Origin of the sequence: Flavobacterium aquidurense (assembly GCF_002217195.1) — a bacterium.
Taxonomy (GTDB): domain Bacteria; phylum Bacteroidota; class Bacteroidia; order Flavobacteriales; family Flavobacteriaceae; genus Flavobacterium; species Flavobacterium frigidimaris.
Genome location: NZ_MUGR01000005.1, coordinates 145399 through 167296 on the forward strand (window position 1 = coordinate 145399; position 21898 = coordinate 167296).

The window sequence follows — 21898 nt, forward strand, 5'->3', positions numbered from 1 at the left end:
ATCGGCTAATTTGTTTTTATTAGTTGGTAAAACTAACTAAATTTGCTGAAACAATTTTTATGATTTTAAGATTAAATCAAGGGTATGAAAAATTTGAAAATATACTTGTTGAGTATATTCAGTTTTTTGATACCAAAGGAAAAGACTTTGTCATTGGCCAACGCAATCAGATCAAACTTTTTGATTTAAATGGTCAGACGATAAATATAAAATCGTTTAAAGTTCCTCACTTCATTAATAAAATAGCCTACAAATATTTCCGAAAATCAAAAGCAAAACGCTCGTACGAGTTTGCCAATAAATTATTAGAATTGGGAATCGGAACTCCAAAGCCTATTGCGTATGCTGAGTTTTCGACACTTTTAGGTTTAGAGAAAAGTTTTTACGTAAGCGAGCAGCTTCAGTGCGATCTGACGTATCGCGAACTTGTAGAAATTCCCGATTTTCCTGATCATGACAATATATTAAGACAGTTTACCAGATTTAGTTTTGAACTTCATGAAAAAGGAATCGAGTTTCTGGATCATTCACCCGGAAATACATTGATCAAAAAGAATGCGGATGGCAATTATGACTTCTTTCTGGTTGATCTGAACAGAATGGAATTTCACGATTCGATGACTTTCGAAATGAGAATGAAAAATCTATGTCGTTTGACTCCCGTAAAAGAAATGGTTGCTGTTATGAGCAACGAGTATGCTAAGCTGTATAAGGAACCTGAGCAAAAAACTTTTGATACTCTATGGAAATATACAGTCGATTTTCAGGAACAGTTTTATAGAAAAAAGCGTTTAAAAAAGAAACTTAAATTCTGGAAGAAGTAATTAAGAGTTAAAGTCAAATTAGGATTAAATCTTAATATCGAGATATAAAAAAGACAAAAACCATTCATTAAGAATAAGGTTTTTGTCTTTTTTTATTGTTTTTGGGTTATTATTCTGTGTTCTTAATTTTTATATTCGTGAAAATAAGTTTCCAGTTTTTCAAGCATTAAGGGTAAAGGATATTCAGCATAATATTCAAAAGTATGCTCCTTAATATATTGTTCTGTGTGTTGTTCGTATATTTCCGGCTTTAAATCTTTTAAGTGAATAGAAGCATTTTTTGCTTCATTTTCAAATAATTGCCAGGTTTCCTTTCTTACAGAAGGAGTAAAGATGGAGAAAGTTGGGATATCAAGCGCTTTGGCCATATTTACAGCTCCGCCTTCGTTCCCTATCAGCATTTCGCATTGTGAAAGCAAAGCTAAGAAAGGTCTTAGTTCAGTACAATATAGATCAAATACAATATGTTTTTTGGTTTCTTCAGTACAGTAATTGAATACCTCGAGTGCCTGCTCTTTTTGGTCCGGAATATAATTGAAGATTATGGTGGCATTAGTTTTAGCGACTGTAAAGTCTATAATTTTTGCCATTCCTTCCAGAGGATATGTTTTGTAAACCTCGCTTCCTAAAATTCCAAACATAATCAATGGCTTTTCGCTATCGATATTATAGCTTTTTAGAAGTTGTCTGGCCTCGTTTATTTCAGATTCTTTTAGGAATATCTTAGGTTTTACATCTGTGATTTTTTCTGAGATAAACGGTTTCAGAAGCAGTAATCTGTTTTCAATAGCCAATCCGTGTTCAGATGCTATAGCGTCAAAACGTTCGTAAGTATAATTATAGAAAATTTTGGTATACCACTTGCGATAAGAAACTTTGTATTTTGCTCCTGAAAACACAGTGATCAGGTTCGTCTCTAATTTCGAGTATACATCAATAATGGCATCGTATTTTTTTCTGCGGATCTGAAAGATAAATTTGAATAAAGAGGGAATTGATTTTCTTACCTTGTTGGTTAACGGAATAATAGTGTCAATATTTGGATTTTCCTGTAGTACATCGACAGAATTTGGATAGCACATATAATCTATCGCAGCATCCGGAAACTTTGTTTTTAAGTTGTTGCAAATTATAGTACTCGTTAATACGTCTCCAATTCTTTTTTGCTGAATGACTAATATCCTCATTTATTTTAAATTCAATTTGAAGGCTAAATTACAAACTATTTTATGAAGTGTGCAACGCTAAGATTAAACTAAAATAAAAAAGTTATATTTTTGCGTCTAATAAATTAAATTTTGCAATGGAAATTAGTGGTCTGGTTATTACTTTCAATGAAGAAAAAAACATTGGAAAATGTATTGATGCTTTATTAAAAGTTTGTGATGAAGTAATCATAGTAGATTCTTTTAGTAAAGATCGTACAGTTGAAATTGCCAAAGAAAAAGGAGCAATAGTAGTACAGCAGGCTTTTTTAGGAGACGGACCTCAACGTACCCATGGTTTGCCATATTGCAAAAATGACTGGATCCTAAATCTCGATGCCGATGAGTTTCTGGATAAAGATGCTGAAGCATTTATTTTAAACAAAAAATATTTAGAAGGAAACCACGATGCTTTTAGTTTTAGGGTAAAGAACTTTTTAGCAGATAAACTAATTGATTTTTCTGGATGGTATCCGGATCATAAAGTTCGTTTTTTTAACAAACAAACAGCACATCCGTCAGATTCTATTGTACATCAGAAAATAATAACTCAAAATGAGAAAAAAGTAGCGGTACATATATTGCACTATGGCTGGGAATCTTTAGATCAGATTATTGCAAAAAAGAATCAATATTCCGGTTGGCATGCGCAACAATTGTTTGATCAGGGAAAAAGAGTCAATGCTTTTAAACCGGTTCTTAACGGTACAGTTGCTTTTATACGTTGTTATTTCTTTAAGAAAGGTATTTTTAATGGTATAGATGGATTGTCTATCGCCATGATTCAGAGTTTCTTCTCTTATATGAAATATGCAAAACTTATAAAACTTCAGAAAAAACAATAAAAATTATAAAAAGGACAAATAAAAAAAATTCCAAATTCCAATCATAAGCAATTGGAATTTGGAATTTTAAATATTGTAATTTATAGATTAAACCGCTACATCATATTCACGAAGTGCATTGTTTAATGATGTTTTTAGATCTGTAGATGGTTTACGGGTACCAATAATCAAAGCACAAGGAACCTGAAACTCACCGGCAGCGAATTTTTTAGTATAACTTCCGGGAATTACCACTGAACGAGCAGGAACAACACCTTTCATTTCAACCGGCTCATCACCAGTAACATCGATAATTTTTGTTGAAGCGGTCAAACAAACATTAGCCCCAAGAACAGCTTCCTTACCAACGTGTACTCCTTCTACAACAATACAACGCGAACCAATAAAAGCTCCGTCTTCAATAATAACCGGAGCAGCCTGCAATGGTTCTAAAACACCACCAATACCAACTCCACCGCTTAAGTGAACATTTTTACCAATTTGTGCACAGCTACCAACAGTTGCCCAGGTGTCAACCATAGTTCCTTCGTCTACATAAGCACCAATGTTTACGTAACTAGGCATTAAAATTACACCGCTTGAAATATAAGCTCCGTAACGTGCAACAGCATTAGGTACAACACGAATTCCTTTTTCAGCATAACCTCTTTTTAGCAACATTTTGTCGTGGTATTCAAAAATACCAGATTCCCATGTTTCCATTTTTTGAATTGGGAAATACATTACAACAGCTTTTTTTACCCATTCGTTTACCTGCCACTTGTCGCCAACTGGTTCAGCACAACGTAATTTTCCTGCATCAACCAATTCGATAACTTCTCTAATAGCATCAGTTGTAGTAGTTTCTTGTAATAAAGCTCTGTTTTCCCAAGCTTGTTCAATTATAGTTTGTAAAGAATTCATAAGTTTTAATTTTTGGCAAAGATAGCGTATTTGTACAAATGCGAAAAGGTAAAGTCTTTTGAAAATGTTACAGAAATAACATTTTGTTTTTATTTTGATAAATAAATTTTTACTGTCATAGGGGATTTTATTATGATAAGACTCCATAAAAAGGTTTTTTAACAACACAATATGACAAAAATCAGGTTTTGGGTTTTTTGTTCTAATTAATTTTGCACCATTAATTTCAGAAAATACAAACAGAAAGAAATTAAGTACCATTCCAAACTAATAATAAGCAGCACATGAATCAGGAAAATCAGCCTCTCGGACAAAGAACTATTATCGATAAAGAAGTCTCATGGGACAAAACTCAGGTTATTATGAGTAAAACAAATGCATTTGGTATCATTGAATATGCCAATGAAAATTTTGTTAATGTCTCAGGATATGAAGATTACGAATTAATGGGACAGCCACATAATATTATTCGTCATCCTGATATGCCAAGAGTGATTTTTAAAGTGCTTTGGGAAAACCTTAAAAACGGAAAAAACTTCCATGCCATTGTAAAAAATTTAGCGAAGTCCGGAAGGTATTACTGGGTAATTACCGATTTTGAAATTTCAGTAGATGAGAACGATGTTATTGTGAATTATTTTGGTAGAAGACAAGCGGTGCCACAGGAAGTTATTGCTGTGCATATAGAGCCTTTGTATAAAAAATTATTACAAATTGAAGCTGCAAGCGGAATCGAATACAGTGAAAAATACCTTATTGGATTTTTAGAAGAAAGAAAGAAATCTTATGTGGAGTATATTAAAGAGTTAATTTACGAACATGAAAGAGGACAGGCGAAATTTGCTCAGTATGAAGAAAAAATAAACGCTGAGGAAGAGGAAGAAGAGGAAGAGGAAAGAGGTTTTTTTAGAAGACTTTTTAATAGGTAATTTTTTTTTTTTTAAGTTTTGAATATTTTGGATGAGTCCGTTTCGAGTTTCGAGACGGACTTTTTGTTTTAAAAGGCAAGTTGATTATTGGTAATTCTTTCGTTGAAAGATTGTATATACGCCTTTAGGAATTTTTCATATTCTTTGACTCTTGGTTTTTCCTGTTGCATCAGATTATTTTTTAATAAGACATCTTTTTTCCAATTGTACAAACCGTTAGTTTGATTGTCTGCAAAAACCAAATAATAATCGTCCTGTATATAATGATAGGTTCCCTGAAGATAGTATACAACAAAGTTTTTCGGAGATTTATAGCTTTTTCCAAAGCTTACCATTTCGGTTTTTATATTGAGATAGTCCAGAATACTTGGCATAATGTCAATCTGCTGAAAGTTTTTTTCGTTGATCCCCATAAATTCAGGATTGGAAGGATCGAAGAATAGAATCGGAATTCTGAATTTTCCAATATTTGTTTTGTCAATATCTATGTCACCTCCGGATGAAGTATGATCAGCAGAAATTACAAAAAGAGTATTATTGTACCAACTTTGGTTTTTGGCAGTTTTAAAAAATTCTCTCAATGCAAAATCAGTATAAGCGATGCTCTCCTGGATAGTGGTAGTTCCTTTTGGGAATTTTCCTTTGTATTTCTCAGGTATAGTATAAGGATTGTGCGAAGAAATTGTAAATAAGGAACTAAAAAAAGGCTGCTGAAATGAGCTTAGTTTTGTGGCGTAAAATTGCAAAAACTCTTCATCAAAAATCCCCCATGTTCCATCAAAAGCTTCCTTGCCGGTATATTGGTCTTTACCAAAATAATGATCAAAACCTGCGATTTTTGTGTATTGATCAAAGTTCTGGCTGCCATTAAAAGCGCCATGAAAAAAAGAGGTATTGTATCCTTCTTTCTTTAATATTTTAGGCAGGCCGTTTATTTTGTTTAAAGAGAAACTGGAGGAAATAAATGAATTGTTCATTAAACTCGGAATACTGGAAAGTATAGACGGAACGGCATCAATGGATACTTTTCCGTTTGCAAATCCATTTTTGAAATAATAGGATTTAGTAATTAATGAATCTAAAAAAGGAGTTTGTCCGCGTCCGATATTTTCATTGCCAAAACTTTCTAAAATCAAAATCACCACATTTTTTTTAGTTGCCGGTTTATCTGATTGCAGCGAAATAACCGGATTGTAAATAGATTTTAACTCTTTTGAACTATAGTAATTAACGTTATCAAGATCCTCTTTTTTTGCTATTGTTGTCAGAATAGTAAAGGGCGTATTCAGGACTAAAGCCGTATTGCCCAAAGCTCCATATTTTATTCCGTCAACAATTTTGATAGGTTTTTTTTGAAAACCTCCACGTCCCAGGATTACCAATACAGTTATGGAGAGGATGAGATAACTCGATTTTATAAAGTAATCTCTTTTGGTTAAGTGTTGCGGTGTTGGGTTTTTATTCAGATCAGGAATTAATTTCCAGAATAAGATGCTGATAATTATAAAAAGTATTCCAATGTACCAGAATTCTTTCAGGAATGAGGGGATGAGCCCAAAAACTTCATGTTCCATTCCTTTAGCAGTAATCATTTTATAAGTACTTCTTCGTCCTGTGAAACGATAATAGATAATATCAACAAAATTGGTTGCAATGAAGAGAAGATTGGCAGAATAGAAACTTATTTTTAAGATATGCTGATAGCGGTTGTTGTATTTAAAATTGCCCGGAATGAGATGGGCAATAATAAAGGGAATATTTAAATAACTAATAGCTGCAAAATCAAATAAAAGACCTCCCAAAAAAGTCTGAAACGTAAACGGTTCAAATAAATTTAGATTTAGAAAATAAAATAAAAGCCTGCTAAATTGATATATTAAAGCAATTAGAAGGAATCTTTTTAAAAATAAAACAATACATTTTTTATAATTATTCATCAGAAATTTAAAGTTATACTAAGCTTTAAATGATTTTGAATGATTAATTTAAAACTGTAATAAAATTCCGAGTAAAATAAATTGTATTTTCCTTAAAAAGTGGTCCGTAAAAAATATTATTATAATAAGATAAGACAATTTTAAATCCTGATTTCAGGATAAAAAAGATGCAATGGTTTTTGTTAAGTTTATTTATTCAGCTGAACTGAGGATTATTCAGGACGATTCTGATTTTGAAAAAGACAGGAGAGATATCAGTTTATGAAGTTGATATTGATCTTCAGACAGTTTCTGCTTTTGTATTTATAAAATACAAAGATTCTCTTTAGTTTTATGGCTTTTCCTTTCTATCTTTGACAAAAAACACAAAATGCCAAGAATTCTCTCTATAGATTACGGACAAAAACGCACCGGAATTGCTGTTACAGATGAAATGCAGATTATAGCATCCGGTCTGACAACGATTCCAACAAATACTTTAATTGATTTTCTAAAGGATTATTTTTCGAAAGAAAAAGTAGAGACGGTTTTAATTGGAGAACCCAAACAAATGAATGGCGAGCCATCTGAAAGTGCTGCTATCATTAAAGGTTTTGTAACCCATTTTTCTAATATTTTTCCGGATATGAAAGTGGTTCGTGTTGATGAGCGCTTTACTTCAAAAATGGCATTTCAAACAATGATCGATAGCGGGCTCAGTAAAAAACAGCGTCAGAACAAAGGATTGATTGATGAAATCTCAGCTACAATAATGCTTCAGGACTATCTTTCGTCAAAACGTTTTTAATTTTTTCTCCATCAATTCCATAGTCTTTAATTTTTAATAAAATCATAACTTTTATCATGTGAAATTAGTTTTTTTTTGCAATTATAAAAAGTACCTTTGCACTTTAAAAACAAATTACTGTTATGCCTGACAATACAATACGTTCCAATAGTGAAGTAGTGCTTATTGGAGCTGGAATTATGAGCGCAACTCTTGGATTAATTTTAAAAGAGCTGCAACCCGATATAAAAATTGAAATTTACGAAAGATTAGATGTTGCTGCTGCCGAAAGCTCAGATGCCTGGAATAATGCAGGAACAGGACACTCAGCTTTTTGTGAGCTAAATTATACTCCAGAAAAGGCTGACGGAAGTATCGATCCTAAAAAGGCAATAAGTATTGCAGAATCTTTCGAGATTTCACGCCAGTTTTGGTCTTACTTAGTGCAAGAAAATAAAGTACCATCTCCTGATAATTTTATTAAAAGCGTTCCTCACATGAGTTTTGTCTGGGGAGAAAAAAACGTAGAATATCTTAAAAAGAGATTTGAAGCTTTGCAAAGTAATCCAATTTTTTCTCAAATGGAATTTAGTTCTGATTTTGAAAAATTGAAAGAATGGATGCCGCTTGTAATGGAGGGAAGAGATGCTAACGAAAAATTAGCAGCAACCCACATGGAAATTGGTACTGATGTGAATTTTGGAGCTTTGACCAGAAGTATGTTCAGTTATCTGGAAAAGCTGGATGGCGTTTCTTTATTCTTTAATCATGAAGTAAAAAAGCTAAGACAGCGTGAGGACAAGTCATGGAGAATTAAAATCACTGATCTTACAACTGGTAAAACAAGAAAAGCATATACTAAATTTGTATTTATTGGTGCTGGTGGAGGTTCTTTGCCATTATTAGAAAAAGCAAATGTTGTTGAAGGAAATGGTTATGGTGGTTTCCCGGTTAGCGGTCAATGGTTAAAATGTACAAATCCTGAAGTGATCGCTAAACATCAGGCAAAAGTATACGGAAAAGCAAGTGTTGGAGCACCTCCAATGTCAGTTCCGCATATCGATACCCGCGTAATTGATGGTGAAAAAGCATTGCTTTTTGGTCCGTTCGCAGGATTTTCGACTCGTTTCCTAAAAAATGGTTCTTATTTAGATTTACCATTATCTATAAAAGCAAACAATCTGATTCCGATGTTATCAGCGGGATTTCATAATATACCATTAACCAAATATTTAATAGAGCAGGTTCGTCAGTCTCCAAAAGACAGAATGGCGGCTTTACGTGAGTATTTGCCAACAGCACGTTCTAAAGACTGGAAACTGGAGAAAGCAGGACAACGTGTTCAGGTAATCAAAAAGGATGAAAAAGAAGGCGGGGTACTGGAATTTGGTACTGAAGTCATCAATACACACGACGGAACACTAGCCGTTTTATTGGGAGCTTCTCCTGGTGCATCAACTGCAGTTGCAATTATGGTTGATTTAATCAGCAGATGTTTTACTGCTCAGGCGAAGACACCGGAATGGCAAGCGAAGATGAAAACGATGATTCCGTCTTACGGACAAACTTTAAATGATAAACCGGAGCTTTTAGCAGAACTTAGAAAACATACTTCTGATGTTTTGAAACTAAGAAACAACTAAGAGTAATTCTTATATAGAATAAACACAAATCCAGATGAATTAATCTGGATTTGTTGCTTTAAATTCTTCTGTAATCTTCAAAATCTTTTCAGCAAGATTGCTCATCCAGATCAATTGTTCGATTACCATTTGAGCTTCCTGCATTTTAGCCTGACGCGTTTCTTTGTCTAGTTCATCATCTTTGATCAGACGCGTAAAATTGACACGTTTGAGTTCTTCAAATTGCAAAGTCACATCTTCCTTATCAAAAAAAGTATCCGTTAAGATCACTTCATTTCTTAAAATAGAAATCGAATGGTCTAAGTTCGAAAGTATCGTTTTTATAATATAATTAAACGATTCTGAGGCTGAAGTTGTCTGGTGCGATTGAATATAGGTGGATAGGGAAGCTAAAGCAGACAATATCGAATGATTCAAAACGACCAGCTTATTGACCAACGGTAACGTTTTTTGTTTTGACTTTGGTTCCTGCATCATACGCTGAAAGGAAGTCATCAGATTGCCAATCTCAACAAAAGCATTTTTTCTCGCCAATCGGTATGAAGTCGGGATTTCACCTTTTTTATTATAAAAATCAGCAATTTCTTTAAGATAATTTCTATTGGCGCGAATCGAATTTTCGATATGAATGGGGGTATTGATGAATTCCCATGCCGGCCATAAAAACTGATTGGCCAAAAAGGCTAAAGTTGCTCCGGCTAAGGTGTCTAAAACACGAAACTGAATTACTTCGACAACGTCAGGAGTTAAAATTCCGTAAATAAAAACCACATACATAGTCACAAAAGTGGCACTTATTTTATAGTTGATCTGAGTAAAAGAAATTCCAAGAAGCATACATATAATAGACAATATGCTCAGGGCAACGTGATTTTGAATCACAGATACAATTCCAAAAGCCAGTAATCCTCCTAATATAGTCCCGAAAATCCTGTTATAAGAACGTTCCTTCGTCAGGCCATAACCCGGGCGCATGATGACAACAATAGTTAATAAAATCCAATAGACATTCTGAAAAGCTAAAAATTGTCCAATAGTGAAACCTATTAAAATTGTAATGGTGAGTCGTACGGAATGTCTGAAAATAGAAGAAGAAAAACTTAAATTTTCAATTAAAGTACGCAAAGGATAATATTGTGGCGTCAGGAATTTTTCAAGTTCCTTGTCTTTGTCTTTCAATTTAAAAGACTGCATGGCAAGTGAAAAAGCACGTTGGATAATTTTGATTTTCCCAACCTGATTTTTGGCGTATTTCAGCATATTGGTCAGCATCAAAACGCCTTCTGCGGCTTCCTCTTTGCCTAAGGTTTTTTCGTAGTCAAAAATGGCAAATTCAAGAGCATCGAGTTCATTTTTCAAATCGTTTTTATCAACATAAACACTAATATGGTGCACGTTTTTAGAAAGTTTCTTTAAGGTCGATGCCAGTTTATACGCTACATTTTGGTAAGTTCTGAGTACTTCAGGATGTTTGGCAAATTTTTCATGAAGTTTACTGTGATCAAATGACGTATATAAAGCAAGTTCCTGAATTTCTACCAATGTGATAAAAACAAGCAGCATTTTTCGGTTTTGGCTCGTAGTTCCGGATGCATTCTGATTGCCAATAAGCATTCTTCTTAAATCCTCATGAATCAAATTCAGGTCCACCTGAACACTTAGCTGTTTCTCGATAATTTTTTCACGATTCGCTTCCGGGCTCCATAAATCGCCTCTTAGTTTAAGATACTTTGCAGTTAATTTTATGCCTTCGGCAATCTGCAATTCGACATATTTATAAGGTTGTACAAAATGAAATACAAGAGATACAATCAGGTATAATATTCCTCCAATAAAAATAAATCCCGAATATTGAAAAGCTTCCCAACCTTCATGCAAATGTCCAAATGATAAAGAAATAGACAGTAAAGCAGAAAACGAAACCAAAGTAGCACGTTGTCCGTAAACTGAAATCATGGAACATATAAAAAGCAGGAACCCTAAGAAAGGATAAAATAGGATGGGATACGGATAAGCCAGATTTACTAATAAATTAACGCCGGATACAATAAAAGAAGCTACAATTAGTCCTTTTATTTTATGACTTAAGGAGCTTGGAATGTCACTGGGGTAGGTGTAGAAGGCTCCCAGAGCAATTATAAAACCGATATCGAAGAGATCATAATAATTCAAAACTAAAACAGGTACAACAGAAGCGATAGTAACTTTGGAGGCGTTTAAAAAAGAAGTACTGTTAGTAAATTTCGAGATACGATCAAACATATAATGAGGTTTATAAACAAAAGTACGAATTGTACGAATTAATTTGGCATAATTATGGATGAGTTTTTATGAAGCAGGCAAAAAAAACGATATAATATATCTTTAGAATTATTCATTGACTATTTTTTACTATTTTTGCCAGCTGAATTATGAGAACTAAATTCAGGAGTTTTTCAGTAGATAATACATTAAAATAATACAAATGATTTTACCAATTGTAGGATATGGAGATCCTGTTTTAAGAAAAGTGGGTGAGGTAATTACGCCGGAATATCCAAACTTAAAAGAAACAATCGCTAATATGTACGAGACGATGTACAACGCTTACGGAGTAGGACTTGCTGCGCCGCAGGTTGGTATGGCAATTCGTTTGTTTGTTATTGATACGACTCCTTTTAGTGATGATGATGATTTACCTTCAGAAGAGCAAAAAGATTTAAAAGGTTTTAAAAAGACTTTTATCAACGCTAAGATTCTTAAAGAAGAGGGAGAAGAATGGAGTTTTAATGAAGGATGCCTTAGTATTCCTGATGTTCGTGAGGATGTTTACAGAAAACCAACCGTTACTATAGAATATTGTGAGGAAGATTTTGTAATGAAAACAGAAGTTTTTGATGGTTTGATTGCAAGAGTTATCCAACATGAATACGACCATATCGAAGGTGTTTTATTTACGGATAAAATATCATCTTTGAAAAAACGTTTGATTCAGAAGAAATTAAAAAACATTACAGAAGGCAAAACATTTCAGGAATATAGAATGAAATTTGCTGCTGCTAAAAAAGGGAGATAATTGAACTAAGAAATTAGCATCAATAAAATATAATAAATCAAATTCTTAATACTAATTTTAATAAACATGAATTTAGAGAAAATTTTAGCCATTTCTGGGAAACCAGGTTTATATGTATTGAAAGTGCAAACTCGTACAGGTTTTGTGGCAGAATCATTAACAGACGGAAAAAAAATTACTGTAAACTTAAAAAGTAACGTAAGTTTATTATCTGAAATTTCAATTTATACTTACGAAGGAGAAAAACCATTGACAGAAGTAATGCAGCGTATTGCTGTTAAAGAGAACAAAGGTCAGGCGATTTCTCATAAAGAAGATAATGCTACATTAGCAGCTTACTTCAAAGAAATTTTACCTGAGTATGATGAGGAGAGAGTGTATCCTTCTGATATTAAAAAAGTATTAAACTGGTACAATACACTTCAGGCAAAAGGTTTAGTAACTGATTTAGCACCAGCTGCTGCTGAAGCTGCAGAGGAAACTCCGGTAGTGGAAGAAAAGCCAAAAAAAGCTCCGGCTGCTAAAAAAGAAAAAGCAAAGAAAGAAGAATAGCAGTTTACTGCTTTCAAATATATTGATCCTGTTAAGATGTTTTCTTAGCAGGATTTTTTACTTTTACAGCTATTAGATTACAACCCGATAAAACTTCATAAAATGAGCAAGGAACTTCAGCTTAAGGCTTTCGAAAGATTATTAATCATCATGGATGAACTTCGTGAACAATGTCCTTGGGATAAAAAGCAGACTTTACAGACACTGAGACATCTGACTATTGAAGAAACCTATGAATTAGGTGATGCTATTTTAGATAATGATCTTAATGAAGTAAAAAAAGAATTAGGCGATTTGTTACTGCACATTGTTTTTTATGCCAAAATAGGTTCTGAAACGAATGATTTTGATATGGCGGATGTTTGTAATGAAATTTGTGAAAAGCTAATTCATCGTCATCCTCATATTTATAGTGACACTGTAGTAAAAGACGAAGAAGAAGTAAAACAAAACTGGGAAAAATTAAAACTTAAAGAAGGTAAAAAATCAGTTTTGGAGGGAGTTCCAAGAAGTTTACCGGCGCTGGTAAAAGCAAGCCGAATTCAGGATAAAGTAAAAGGCGTAGGTTTTGACTGGGAAGAACCACATCAGGTTTGGGATAAAGTGCAGGAAGAATTAGAAGAGTTACAAATAGAAGTACAGTCAGGCGATCAGGATAAAATTGAGGCTGAATTTGGAGACGTCTTATTTTCTATGATCAATTATGCCCGTTTTTTAAACGTAAATCCTGAAGATGCCTTAGAACGTACCAATAAAAAATTTATTAAGCGTTTTCAGTATCTTGAAAGTAAAGCAGGTGAATTAGGTAAACCGCTAATGGATATGACCCTGGCAGAAATGGATGTATTTTGGAACGAAGCTAAAAAACTGTAATTATTCAGCCATTTTTTTTAATGCCCTGATATCTTTAAGCATGATTTTTTTACCTACCAACTCAATTAATCCCAGTTTGTTAAAGTCAGATAATAATCGGATGCAACTTTCTGTAGCAGTACCAATAATACCTGCCAATTCTTCTCTTGTAAGTTGAACTTTTAAGGTTTTATCAGCATTTTCTCCAAAAGCATCATCCAGATGAAGCAAAGTTTCTGCTAAACGTTGTTTTACCGTTTTTTGAACTAAAGCAATTTTATTGTTTTCAGATTCTTTCAGATCTTCGCAAACAGATTGCATCAAATTCATAGAGAACTGATTGTTGTTATTGAAAAAGTGTAAGATTTCAGTTTTAGGAATAAAGCAAACTTCCATGTCCGCAACTGCTTTTGCTGATAAGTTTGCAGGTTCATTGCTAATCATAGAGCGCTGACCCAATAGTTCACCTGATTGTACCAGCTTTACGATCTGATCTTTTCCGTTAGCACTAAGTTTAGAAAGTTTTCCAACGCCATCTTTGATACAAAAAACGCCATTGGTCACTTCTCCTTCTTCAAAAATGGCTTCTCCCTTTTTTATCTTATAGGTAGTTTTGCTATTAGCCAATTTTACAACTTCATCTTTATTGAGTGCTTTAAGAGAAGAAAGTTGTCGTACGATGCATTGGTCACATTTATTCATGGCAAAAATATTTAACTGCAAAATTAACCAATATTCGCATGGAAAAGCGTTATTATTCCTGAAAAAAACGCAGAAAAAAACTATTATTTCAATTTGCCTGTTTTATTTCGCTAATTTTAGAATTCGATTTCATTATAACATGATAAATATCATTTTTATAATCCCTTGATTTTTTAACATTTGTTACATCAAAAAAACAAATTTTATGAGTGAGCAGAATTGTTTTCATTGCGGGTTAACGATTGCTAAAAATGAAGAAATCAAATTTGATGAAAAAGAGTTTTGCTGTAATGGATGTAAGACCGTTTACGAAATTTTTAGCCTTCATGATTTAACAAGTTATTACGATTTTGAAAAATCGCCGGGTGCCACTCCACAAGACATTCACGGAAAATATGATTTTTTGGATAATGACGCTATTTTGTCAAAAGTTCTAGAATTTCAGGAAGGAAATACCTCAATTGTTTCGTTGAATATACCACATATCCATTGTAGTTCCTGTATTTGGATTCTTGAAAACCTTAATAAAATTCAGCCCGGAATCAGTATTTCACAAGTTAATTTCCCTGAGAAAAGAGTCCGAATCACATTCAATTCAGATCTTGTTTCGCTGAAAACGATTGTTTATATATTAAGTTCAATTGGTTATGAGCCTTATATCAGCTTAGAAAACTACGAAACAGGCAAAACAAACGTAGATCGAACTTTAACCTATAAATTAGGTGTTGCATTTTTCTGTTTCGGAAATATCATGCTGCTGTCTTTTCCTGAATACTTCGAAATAAAGGAATTTTGGCTAGACAATTATAAACCATTTTTTAGAATTTTAATTTTTATTCTGGCATTGCCTAGCTTTTTATATTCAGCAAGCGGCTATTATGTTTCAGCTTATAAAAGTATAAAATCCGGCATGCTGAATATTGATATTCCCATTGCTTTAGGGATTATAGTGATGTTTGTTCGCAGTACTTTTGATATTGTAATGAACTACGGATCAGGTTTTTTTGATAGCCTTACAGGTTTGGTTTTCTTTATGCTGCTTGGAAAAATGTTTCAGATAAAAACCTATAGTTTTTTAAGTTTTGAAAGAGATTTTAAATCTTATTTTCCTATTGCCGTTACCAGAATCAATTCAGATACATCAGAAGAAAGTGTTCCTGTTTATGATGTTTTAAAAGGAGACCGATTACTCATCAGAAATCAGGAATTGATTCCAGTAGATGGTATACTGATTAGTGAAAAAGCTGAAATTGATTATAGTTTTGTTACCGGAGAAGCTGTTCCTATTACTAAAAAGTCAGGAGACAAGGTATTTGCCGGTGGTAAACAAATTGGTAAAGTGATCGAGATGGAGGTGCTGCATTCCGTTTCGCAAAGTTACCTGACACAATTGTGGAGTAATGAAATCTTCCAGAAAAAAGTACTGCAGAAACATAAGACAATTACAGATGCGATAAGCCGTTATTTTACTCCTATATTATTATTGATTGCTTTTGCAGGTTTTGGATATTGGATCTTTTTTGATGCCAATACAGCTTTTAATGTTTTTACGGCAGTTTTAATTGTTGCTTGCCCTTGTGCGTTAGCGTTGACGGCGCCATTTACTTTCGGAAATATTCTGAGAATTATGGGCAAACAAAAGATGTATCTTAAAAATGCACTGGTAATCGAACAATTGGCGAAAGTTGACACCATCGTTTTTGATAAGACCGGTACAATTACCACAAATAAAAAATCTAATATACTATACGAAGGAAATCCTCTTTTTGATGAGAATTATATTCTGATAAAAAATGTCCTGCGGGGTTCAAATCATCCTTTAAGCCGAATGTTATATGACTTTTTGAAAGAAACAAAGAAAATTAAAATTGATGATTTTCAGGAAATAACAGGAAAAGGAATTCAGGCTTCAGTTGAAAATCGTACAATCAAAATAGGCTCGGGAGAATTCGTTGGCAATGAGATTTCTGATTCATCAGATATCGAAAAGACGGCACTTCATATTAAAATTGATGATCAGTATTTAGGCAAGTTTGTTTTTCAGAACCAATACAGAGAAGGGCTTGAAAAGTTATTTGTCACGCTGAGCAAAAATTACGAGATCAAAATACTTTCCGGTGATAATGATGGAGAAAGAGCAAATCTTGAAAGTATTTTACCAAAAGGTGTAGAATTGATTTTTAACCAGAAGCCGGAACAAAAACTTGATTTTATCAAAAGTCTTCAGGAAAAAGGCCAGAACGTGATGATGGTAGGAGATGGCTTGAATGATGCCGGAGCTTTGGCACAAAGTAATGTCGGAATCTCTATTTCTGAGAATGTCAATGTTTTCTCACCCGCGTGTGATGCAATTCTCGATGCTTCTGAATTCTCGCGTTTGGATTATTTTTTAAAACTTTCACAGAAATCAATTACAATAATCAAAATGAGTTTTGTTTTGTCACTCCTATACAATATTGTAGGGCTGTCTTTTGCGGTTACAGGCAATTTACTTCCTTTAGTGGCGGCTATTATTATGCCTTTAAGTACAATTACGATCGTGAGTTTTGTCACTTTAATGTCTAACTACTTCAGTAAGAGTAATTTAAAATGATTATAAATAATAGGAGCTCTTTTTTTTATAAATTTAACATAAGTCTTCTATTATGATAATTATCATATTTTACACGCCGATTACTCACTAATTTTGTTAACATAAATTTAAGGTATGAGTGTCATTTATCTATTAATCTCAGTAAGCATTTTTGTAGCAATAGGTTTCTTCATTGCTTTCATTGTCGCCGTCAAATCCGGACAGTACGATGATGATTATACTCCCTCCGTCAGAATGCTTTTTGACGATGAGACAAAAATTACTCCCCAAAATAATAATTCAACAACAGAAGAAAAACAAGTATAATTATGGAAATGGAACAGTTTTATTACGACAACAAAATTGTAAAAAAATTCATTTACGCCACTATTCTCTTTGGAGTAGTAGGTATGTTAGTAGGGCTAACCTTAGCGGTTATGTACCTTTTTCCCAACATCACAGATGGTATTTCGTGGCTTAGCTACGGTCGGTTAAGACCCCTGCATACCAATGCTGTTATTTTTGCTTTTGTTGGAAATGCCTTTTTTGCAGGTATGTATTATTCGCTTCAGCGTTTGCTAAAAGCCAGAATGTTTAGTGATTTTTTAAGTAACTTACACTTCTGGGGTTGGCAGCTTATCATTGTTGCCGCTGCAATTACATTGCCTCTGGGATATACGTCTTCAAAGGAATATGCTGAATTAGAATGGCCTATTGATATCGCTATCGCTGTTATTTGGGTAGTGATGGGAATCAATATGATAGGTACAATGCTTCGTCGTAGAGAGCGTCACTTATATGTTGCAATTTGGTTTTACCTGGCAACATTCGTTACAGTAGCGGTTTTGCATATTTTTAATAATATCGAAATTCCGGTATCAGCGTTAAAAAGTTACTCTGTTTATGCAGGTGTTCAGGATGCCTTAGTACAATGGTGGTACGGACATAATGCGGTGGCATTTTTCCTGACAACTCCATTTTTAGGGTTGATGTATTATTTTGTACCAAAGGTAGCTAACCGTCCCGTTTACTCTTATAGATTATCAATTATTCACTTTTGGTCTTTGATTTTTATCTATATCTGGGCAGGTCCTCACCACTTATTATATTCAGCTTTACCAAACTGGGCTCAAAATTTAGGTGTTGCATTTTCAGTAATGCTTATTGCTCCATCTTGGGGAGGGATGATCAATGGACTTTTGACATTAAGAGGTGCGTGGGATAAAGTTCGTGAAGAACCAGTTCTAAAATTCTTTGTGGTAGCCATAACAGGTTATGGAATGGCAACTTTTGAAGGACCAATGCTTTCTTTGAAAAATGTAAATGCTATTGCGCATTATACAGACTGGATCGTGGCACACGTTCACGTAGGAGCTTTAGCATGGAACGGGTTTATGTCTTTTGGTATCATCTATTGGTTGATTCCCCGAATGACAAAAAGCACATTATTCTCTAAAAAACTGGCAAACTTCCATTTCTGGATCGGTACTTTAGGAATCATTTTATATACATTACCAATGTATGTTGCTGGTTTTCAACAAGCCTCAATGTGGAAACAGTTTAATCCGGACGGTACACTAACTTATGGTAACTTCCTTGAAACAGTGACTGCAATTATGCCATTATATTGGATGAGAGCTATTGGAGGTACTTTGTATTTAATTGGAATGTTTACTTTAGTATACAACATTATAATGACCGTTAGAGCAGGTGATACTATTGAAGATGAATTAGCTCAGGCTCCGGCTTTACAAAAAATAAATCCTAATCGATTAAATGGAGAAAAATTCCACACCTGGTTAGAAAGAAAACCAATTCAGTTGACCATTTTAGCAACAATCGCTATTTTAATTGGAGGTATTATTCAAATTGTACCAACCATTATGGTTAAATCGAATATTCCGACTATTTCTAGTGTTAAGCCTTACTCGCCTTTAGAACTTGAAGGACGTGATTTGTATATCAGAGAAGGCTGTGTGGGTTGTCACTCACAATCCGTTCGTCCTTTTAGAAGTGAAGTAGAACGTTACGGACCACAATCAAAAGCAGGGGAATTTGTGTACGATCATCCATTCCTTTGGGGATCAAAACGTACAGGTCCTGATTTATTAAGAGTAGGAGGAAAGTATAATGACAACTGGCACTTTAATCATATGTGGAATCCACAAAGTACTTCTGCAGGTTCAATTATGCCAGGTTACAAATGGTTATTCGACAATGAGCCAATGGATATATCCCTAACTCAGAAGAAAATGCAGGTAATGGTGACACTTGGTGTTCCTTATACAGAAGATGAAGTTGCAAATGCTCAAAAAACATTACGAGCTCAGGCAATTGCGATTGAAACAAGTTTAAAAAACGATCCTGACTTTGTAAAAAGTTATGAAGACAGTAAGAAAAAGGCAGCTGCAAAAGGCGAAAAATTCGTACCAATGAATGAGAGAGAAATTGTGGCTTTGATTGCTTACATACAAAGACTTGGAACCGATATAAAAGTAAAAGAGACTTCTAAATAACAGCACTATGTTTGAACAAATAAAACACAATATGGAGACTATTTCGGGTATAGAGATTTACCCGATACTTTCTCTCCTGATATTCTTTTTCTTCTTTGTAGGATTAGGTTTTTGGGTATTCTCATATAATAAAGAAAAAATTCAGGAAATGAGTGAAATACCTTTAGATGAAGGGTACAGTATAATTTCAAAAGATAAGTAAAATGAAAAAGTTTTTCCCAGCATATATAAGAGTACCGCTGATTTTCTTCATCGTTTTTGGTTTGATGGAATATTTCATAGATTCAGGCGACAGACCTGCTTTTATAAAGTATCCAATGGTTTCAGTCTTTTTGTTTGTATTTCTGTTTATTCTGATTGCAATCGAAATTACTTTAAGTGCTGTTAATCGTGTTATGTACCAATTGATGTCACCGGAAGAAAAGGCGAAACTCGAATACGAAAATAGTTTGAGCCTAACAGAAAGCACTTGGTACAAAGATTTGATGCAAAAGCTGACTAAAACGCAGCCTATAGAAAAAGAAGGTGACTTATTAATGGATCATGATTATGATGGTATTAAAGAGTTAGACAATAATTTACCGCCATGGTGGGTCTATTTATTCTATATCTGTATTGTTTTTGGAGTTGTTTATTTTGCCCGTTACGAAATGTTTGGAGGAGATGATCAGGAAACAGAGCTTAAAAAAGAAATGGCTCAGGCAAAAATTGATGTCGACGAATATCTTAAAACGGCACCGGACTTAATGGATGAAAAGACAGTAGTTTTACTAACAGATCCTGAAAGCCTGGCAGCAGGTAAAGAGATATTTACAACCAATTGTGCTGCATGTCACCGTGCTGATGGTGGTGGACAAATTGGACCAAACCTGACAGACGATCATTGGATTTTGGGCGGAGGAATTAAAGAATTATTCCATACAATAACCAATGGAGGTCGTGACGGAAAAGGAATGATTGCCTGGAAAGGAACTTTGAAACCAAAGGAAATTCAAAAAGTAGCGAGCTACATTTTATCCTTGCAGGGAACTAATCCTAAGGATCCAAAAGAACCGGAAGGTGAAATATGGGTAGACGAAAGTGCTCCAAAAAAAGATACCACAGCAAGTACACCAGCAGATAGTACTGAAGTTAAAAAATAATTACAATAAATCATGTCAAATTTACCAGACGAAGCTTTTAGAGATACCATTGGAACTATTGATGAAGGGGGTAATCGAAAATTTATTTTTCCTAAAAAACCGTCTGGTAAGTTCTATGAATATCGAAAAATAGTCAGCTACATTTTATTGGCCATTTTAATTGCTAATCCGTTTATAAAAGTAAACGGAAACCAATTTATGATGTTTAATGTAATGGAGCGACGTTTCAATATTTTTGGATTTCCATTTTGGCCTCAGGATTTTTATCTCTTCGTGATATCAATGCTTGTGGGGATTGTTTTTATTATCTTGTTTACGGTTGTATTTGGAAGGATTTTTTGCGGATGGATTTGTCCGCAGACTATTTTTCTGGAAATGGTTTTTCGCCGGATCGAATATTGGATTGATGGTGATCGTGGTGCACAATCCCGATTGGCCAGACAAGAATGGAATGCCGAAAAAATCCGAAAACGACTCACCAAATGGTTGATCTTTTTTCTAATTTCGTTTGGAATAGCAAATGTGTTTTTGGCTTATTTAGTAGGCAGCGATCAATTGTTTTTAATGGTTGAGGAAGGACCGATTCAGCAATCTAGTAATTTCATTGCATTATTAATTTTTACCGGAGTTTTCTATTTTGTATTTGTTTGGTTTCGTGAGCAGGTTTGTATTATTGCTTGTCCCTACGGAAGATTGCAAGGCGTTCTTTTAGATAATAAATCGATCAATGTTGCCTATGATTTTGTACGTGGCGAAAAAGAAGCCGGCCGTGCAAAATTCAATAAAAAAGAAGACAGGGCCACAACAGGAAAAGGAGATTGTATCGATTGTCATCAATGTGTACACGTTTGCCCTATGGGAATTGATATAAGAAACGGAACACAGTTAGAATGTACTAATTGTACTGCTTGTATCGACGAATGCGATACAATTATGGATAGTGTTGGTTTGCCAAAAGGTCTTATCAGATACGCTTCTGAAGATGAAATTGCGAGGAAAGAACCTTTTAAGTTTACAGCAAGAATGAAAGGTTATACGGCTGTTTTGTTTATCCTTTTAAGTGTTTTTGTTGGAATGCTGTTTTTAAGAACAGATGTTCAGGCCGTTATTCTGCGTTTGCCGGGACAGCTATTTCAGCATAAGGGAGATAAAATCAGTAATGTTTATACCTACAAGATTGTAAATAAAACAATGAAGGATTATAATGATATTCATTTTGAACTAATTGATCAGAAAGGAAGTATCGAAAATGTAGGGAAACAGCATTTCAAAGTGTTAAAAGAAGGTATTTCGCAAGGAACATTGTTTATAGAAATTGACGAAGTTCTTTTGGAAAGTGATAAAACCAAAGTAAAAATTGGAGTTTATAATGGCAAGGAATTGCTGGAAACAACCACAACAAATTTTTTAGGACCACGAAGTTTTAATTAGTAAAAAAATAACGTGAAATCGCCA

At 34.0% G+C, this 21898-nt stretch carries 19 protein-coding genes; 14 read left to right on the forward strand and 5 right to left on the reverse strand.

Annotation, left to right across the window (positions count from 1 at the left end; all coding sequences use genetic code 11):
- Positions 1-59 precede the first annotated feature (59 nt).
- Positions 60-824 (forward strand): lipopolysaccharide kinase InaA family protein, encoded by a 765-nt coding sequence (locus B0A67_RS04255; RefSeq protein WP_072955758.1) that lies wholly within the window; start codon positions 60-62, stop codon positions 822-824.
- 122 nt (positions 825-946) lie between these two features.
- On the opposite strand, the gene B0A67_RS04260 is transcribed toward B0A67_RS04255, so the two are convergent.
- On the reverse strand, positions 947-2011 hold the full coding sequence (locus B0A67_RS04260) for a glycosyltransferase family 9 protein (RefSeq protein ID WP_072955756.1): 1065 nt from the start codon (positions 2009-2011) through the stop codon (positions 947-949).
- Positions 2012-2127: 116 nt separating this feature from the next.
- On the opposite strand from B0A67_RS04260, the gene B0A67_RS04265 reads away from it, so the two are divergent.
- Positions 2128-2874, forward strand: coding sequence for a glycosyltransferase family 2 protein (locus tag B0A67_RS04265; RefSeq protein WP_072955752.1), 747 nt, complete (start codon positions 2128-2130; stop codon positions 2872-2874).
- A gap of 87 nt (positions 2875-2961) precedes the next feature.
- Here the strand turns inward: B0A67_RS04265 and B0A67_RS04270 are convergent, their stop codons facing one another.
- Entirely contained in the window at positions 2962-3777 is an 816-nt protein-coding gene (locus B0A67_RS04270; RefSeq protein ID WP_072956813.1) for a 2,3,4,5-tetrahydropyridine-2,6-dicarboxylate N-succinyltransferase, read from the reverse strand.
- 284 nt (positions 3778-4061) lie between these two features.
- Between B0A67_RS04270 and B0A67_RS04275 the strand changes: the two genes are divergently transcribed.
- Positions 4062-4706, forward strand: a complete 645-nt coding sequence (locus B0A67_RS04275) for a PAS domain-containing protein (RefSeq protein WP_072955749.1) — start codon at positions 4062-4064, stop codon at positions 4704-4706.
- A gap of 68 nt (positions 4707-4774) precedes the next feature.
- On the opposite strand, the gene B0A67_RS04280 is transcribed toward B0A67_RS04275, so the two are convergent.
- Positions 4775-6643 carry an LTA synthase family protein gene (locus tag B0A67_RS04280; RefSeq protein ID WP_072955746.1) on the reverse strand — a complete coding sequence of 623 codons (1869 nt, stop codon included), beginning with the start codon at positions 6641-6643 and terminating at the stop codon, positions 4775-4777.
- A gap of 370 nt (positions 6644-7013) precedes the next feature.
- On the opposite strand from B0A67_RS04280, the gene ruvX reads away from it, so the two are divergent.
- Entirely contained in the window at positions 7014-7430 is a 417-nt protein-coding gene (gene ruvX, locus B0A67_RS04285) for a Holliday junction resolvase RuvX (protein ID WP_072955743.1), read from the forward strand.
- Positions 7431-7552: 122 nt separating this feature from the next.
- Positions 7553-9052: a malate:quinone oxidoreductase gene (locus B0A67_RS04290; protein WP_072955740.1), complete on the forward strand. Its 1500-nt coding sequence runs from the start codon at positions 7553-7555 to the stop codon at positions 9050-9052.
- Between the two features lie 39 nt (positions 9053-9091).
- Here the strand turns inward: B0A67_RS04290 and B0A67_RS04295 are convergent, their stop codons facing one another.
- Positions 9092-11314: an FUSC family protein gene (locus tag B0A67_RS04295; protein ID WP_072955737.1), complete on the reverse strand. Its 2223-nt coding sequence runs from the start codon at positions 11312-11314 to the stop codon at positions 9092-9094.
- Between the two features lie 202 nt (positions 11315-11516).
- Between B0A67_RS04295 and def the strand changes: the two genes are divergently transcribed.
- From def to mazG, 3 genes are all read left to right on the forward strand, one after another.
- Entirely contained in the window at positions 11517-12107 is a 591-nt protein-coding gene (gene def / locus B0A67_RS04300) for a peptide deformylase (protein WP_072955734.1), read from the forward strand.
- A gap of 66 nt (positions 12108-12173) precedes the next feature.
- Entirely contained in the window at positions 12174-12659 is a 486-nt protein-coding gene (locus B0A67_RS04305; protein WP_072955731.1) for a DUF5606 family protein, read from the forward strand.
- 102 nt (positions 12660-12761) lie between these two features.
- On the forward strand, positions 12762-13532 hold the full coding sequence (mazG, locus tag B0A67_RS04310; RefSeq protein ID WP_072955728.1) for a nucleoside triphosphate pyrophosphohydrolase: 771 nt from the start codon (positions 12762-12764) through the stop codon (positions 13530-13532).
- On the opposite strand, the gene B0A67_RS04315 is transcribed toward mazG, so the two are convergent.
- Positions 13533-14213 (reverse strand): Crp/Fnr family transcriptional regulator, encoded by a 681-nt coding sequence (locus B0A67_RS04315; protein ID WP_072955724.1) that lies wholly within the window; start codon positions 14211-14213, stop codon positions 13533-13535. It abuts the gene before it with no gap.
- 205 nt (positions 14214-14418) lie between these two features.
- Here B0A67_RS04315 and B0A67_RS04320 point away from each other — a divergent pair, with 205 nt between their 5' ends.
- The 6 genes from B0A67_RS04320 (at position 14419) to ccoG (ending at position 21874) form a co-directional block, all read left to right on the forward strand.
- Entirely contained in the window at positions 14419-16806 is a 2388-nt protein-coding gene (locus B0A67_RS04320) for a heavy metal translocating P-type ATPase (RefSeq protein WP_072955721.1), read from the forward strand.
- Between the two features lie 114 nt (positions 16807-16920).
- Entirely contained in the window at positions 16921-17112 is a 192-nt protein-coding gene (ccoS, locus tag B0A67_RS04325; RefSeq protein ID WP_072955718.1) for a cbb3-type cytochrome oxidase assembly protein CcoS, read from the forward strand.
- Between the two features lie 2 nt (positions 17113-17114).
- Positions 17115-19301, forward strand: coding sequence for a cytochrome-c oxidase, cbb3-type subunit I (gene ccoN / locus B0A67_RS04330; protein WP_072955715.1), 2187 nt, complete (start codon positions 17115-17117; stop codon positions 19299-19301).
- Positions 19302-19308: 7 nt separating this feature from the next.
- Entirely contained in the window at positions 19309-19503 is a 195-nt protein-coding gene (locus tag B0A67_RS04335; protein WP_072955712.1) for a cytochrome C oxidase subunit IV, read from the forward strand.
- A gap of 1 nt (position 19504) precedes the next feature.
- A complete protein-coding gene (locus tag B0A67_RS04340; RefSeq protein WP_072955709.1) occupies positions 19505-20443 on the forward strand; it encodes a cbb3-type cytochrome c oxidase N-terminal domain-containing protein in 939 nt (312 codons plus the stop codon).
- A gap of 12 nt (positions 20444-20455) precedes the next feature.
- A complete protein-coding gene (gene ccoG / locus B0A67_RS04345; protein ID WP_072955705.1) occupies positions 20456-21874 on the forward strand; it encodes a cytochrome c oxidase accessory protein CcoG in 1419 nt (472 codons plus the stop codon).
- Positions 21875-21898 lie beyond the last annotated feature (24 nt).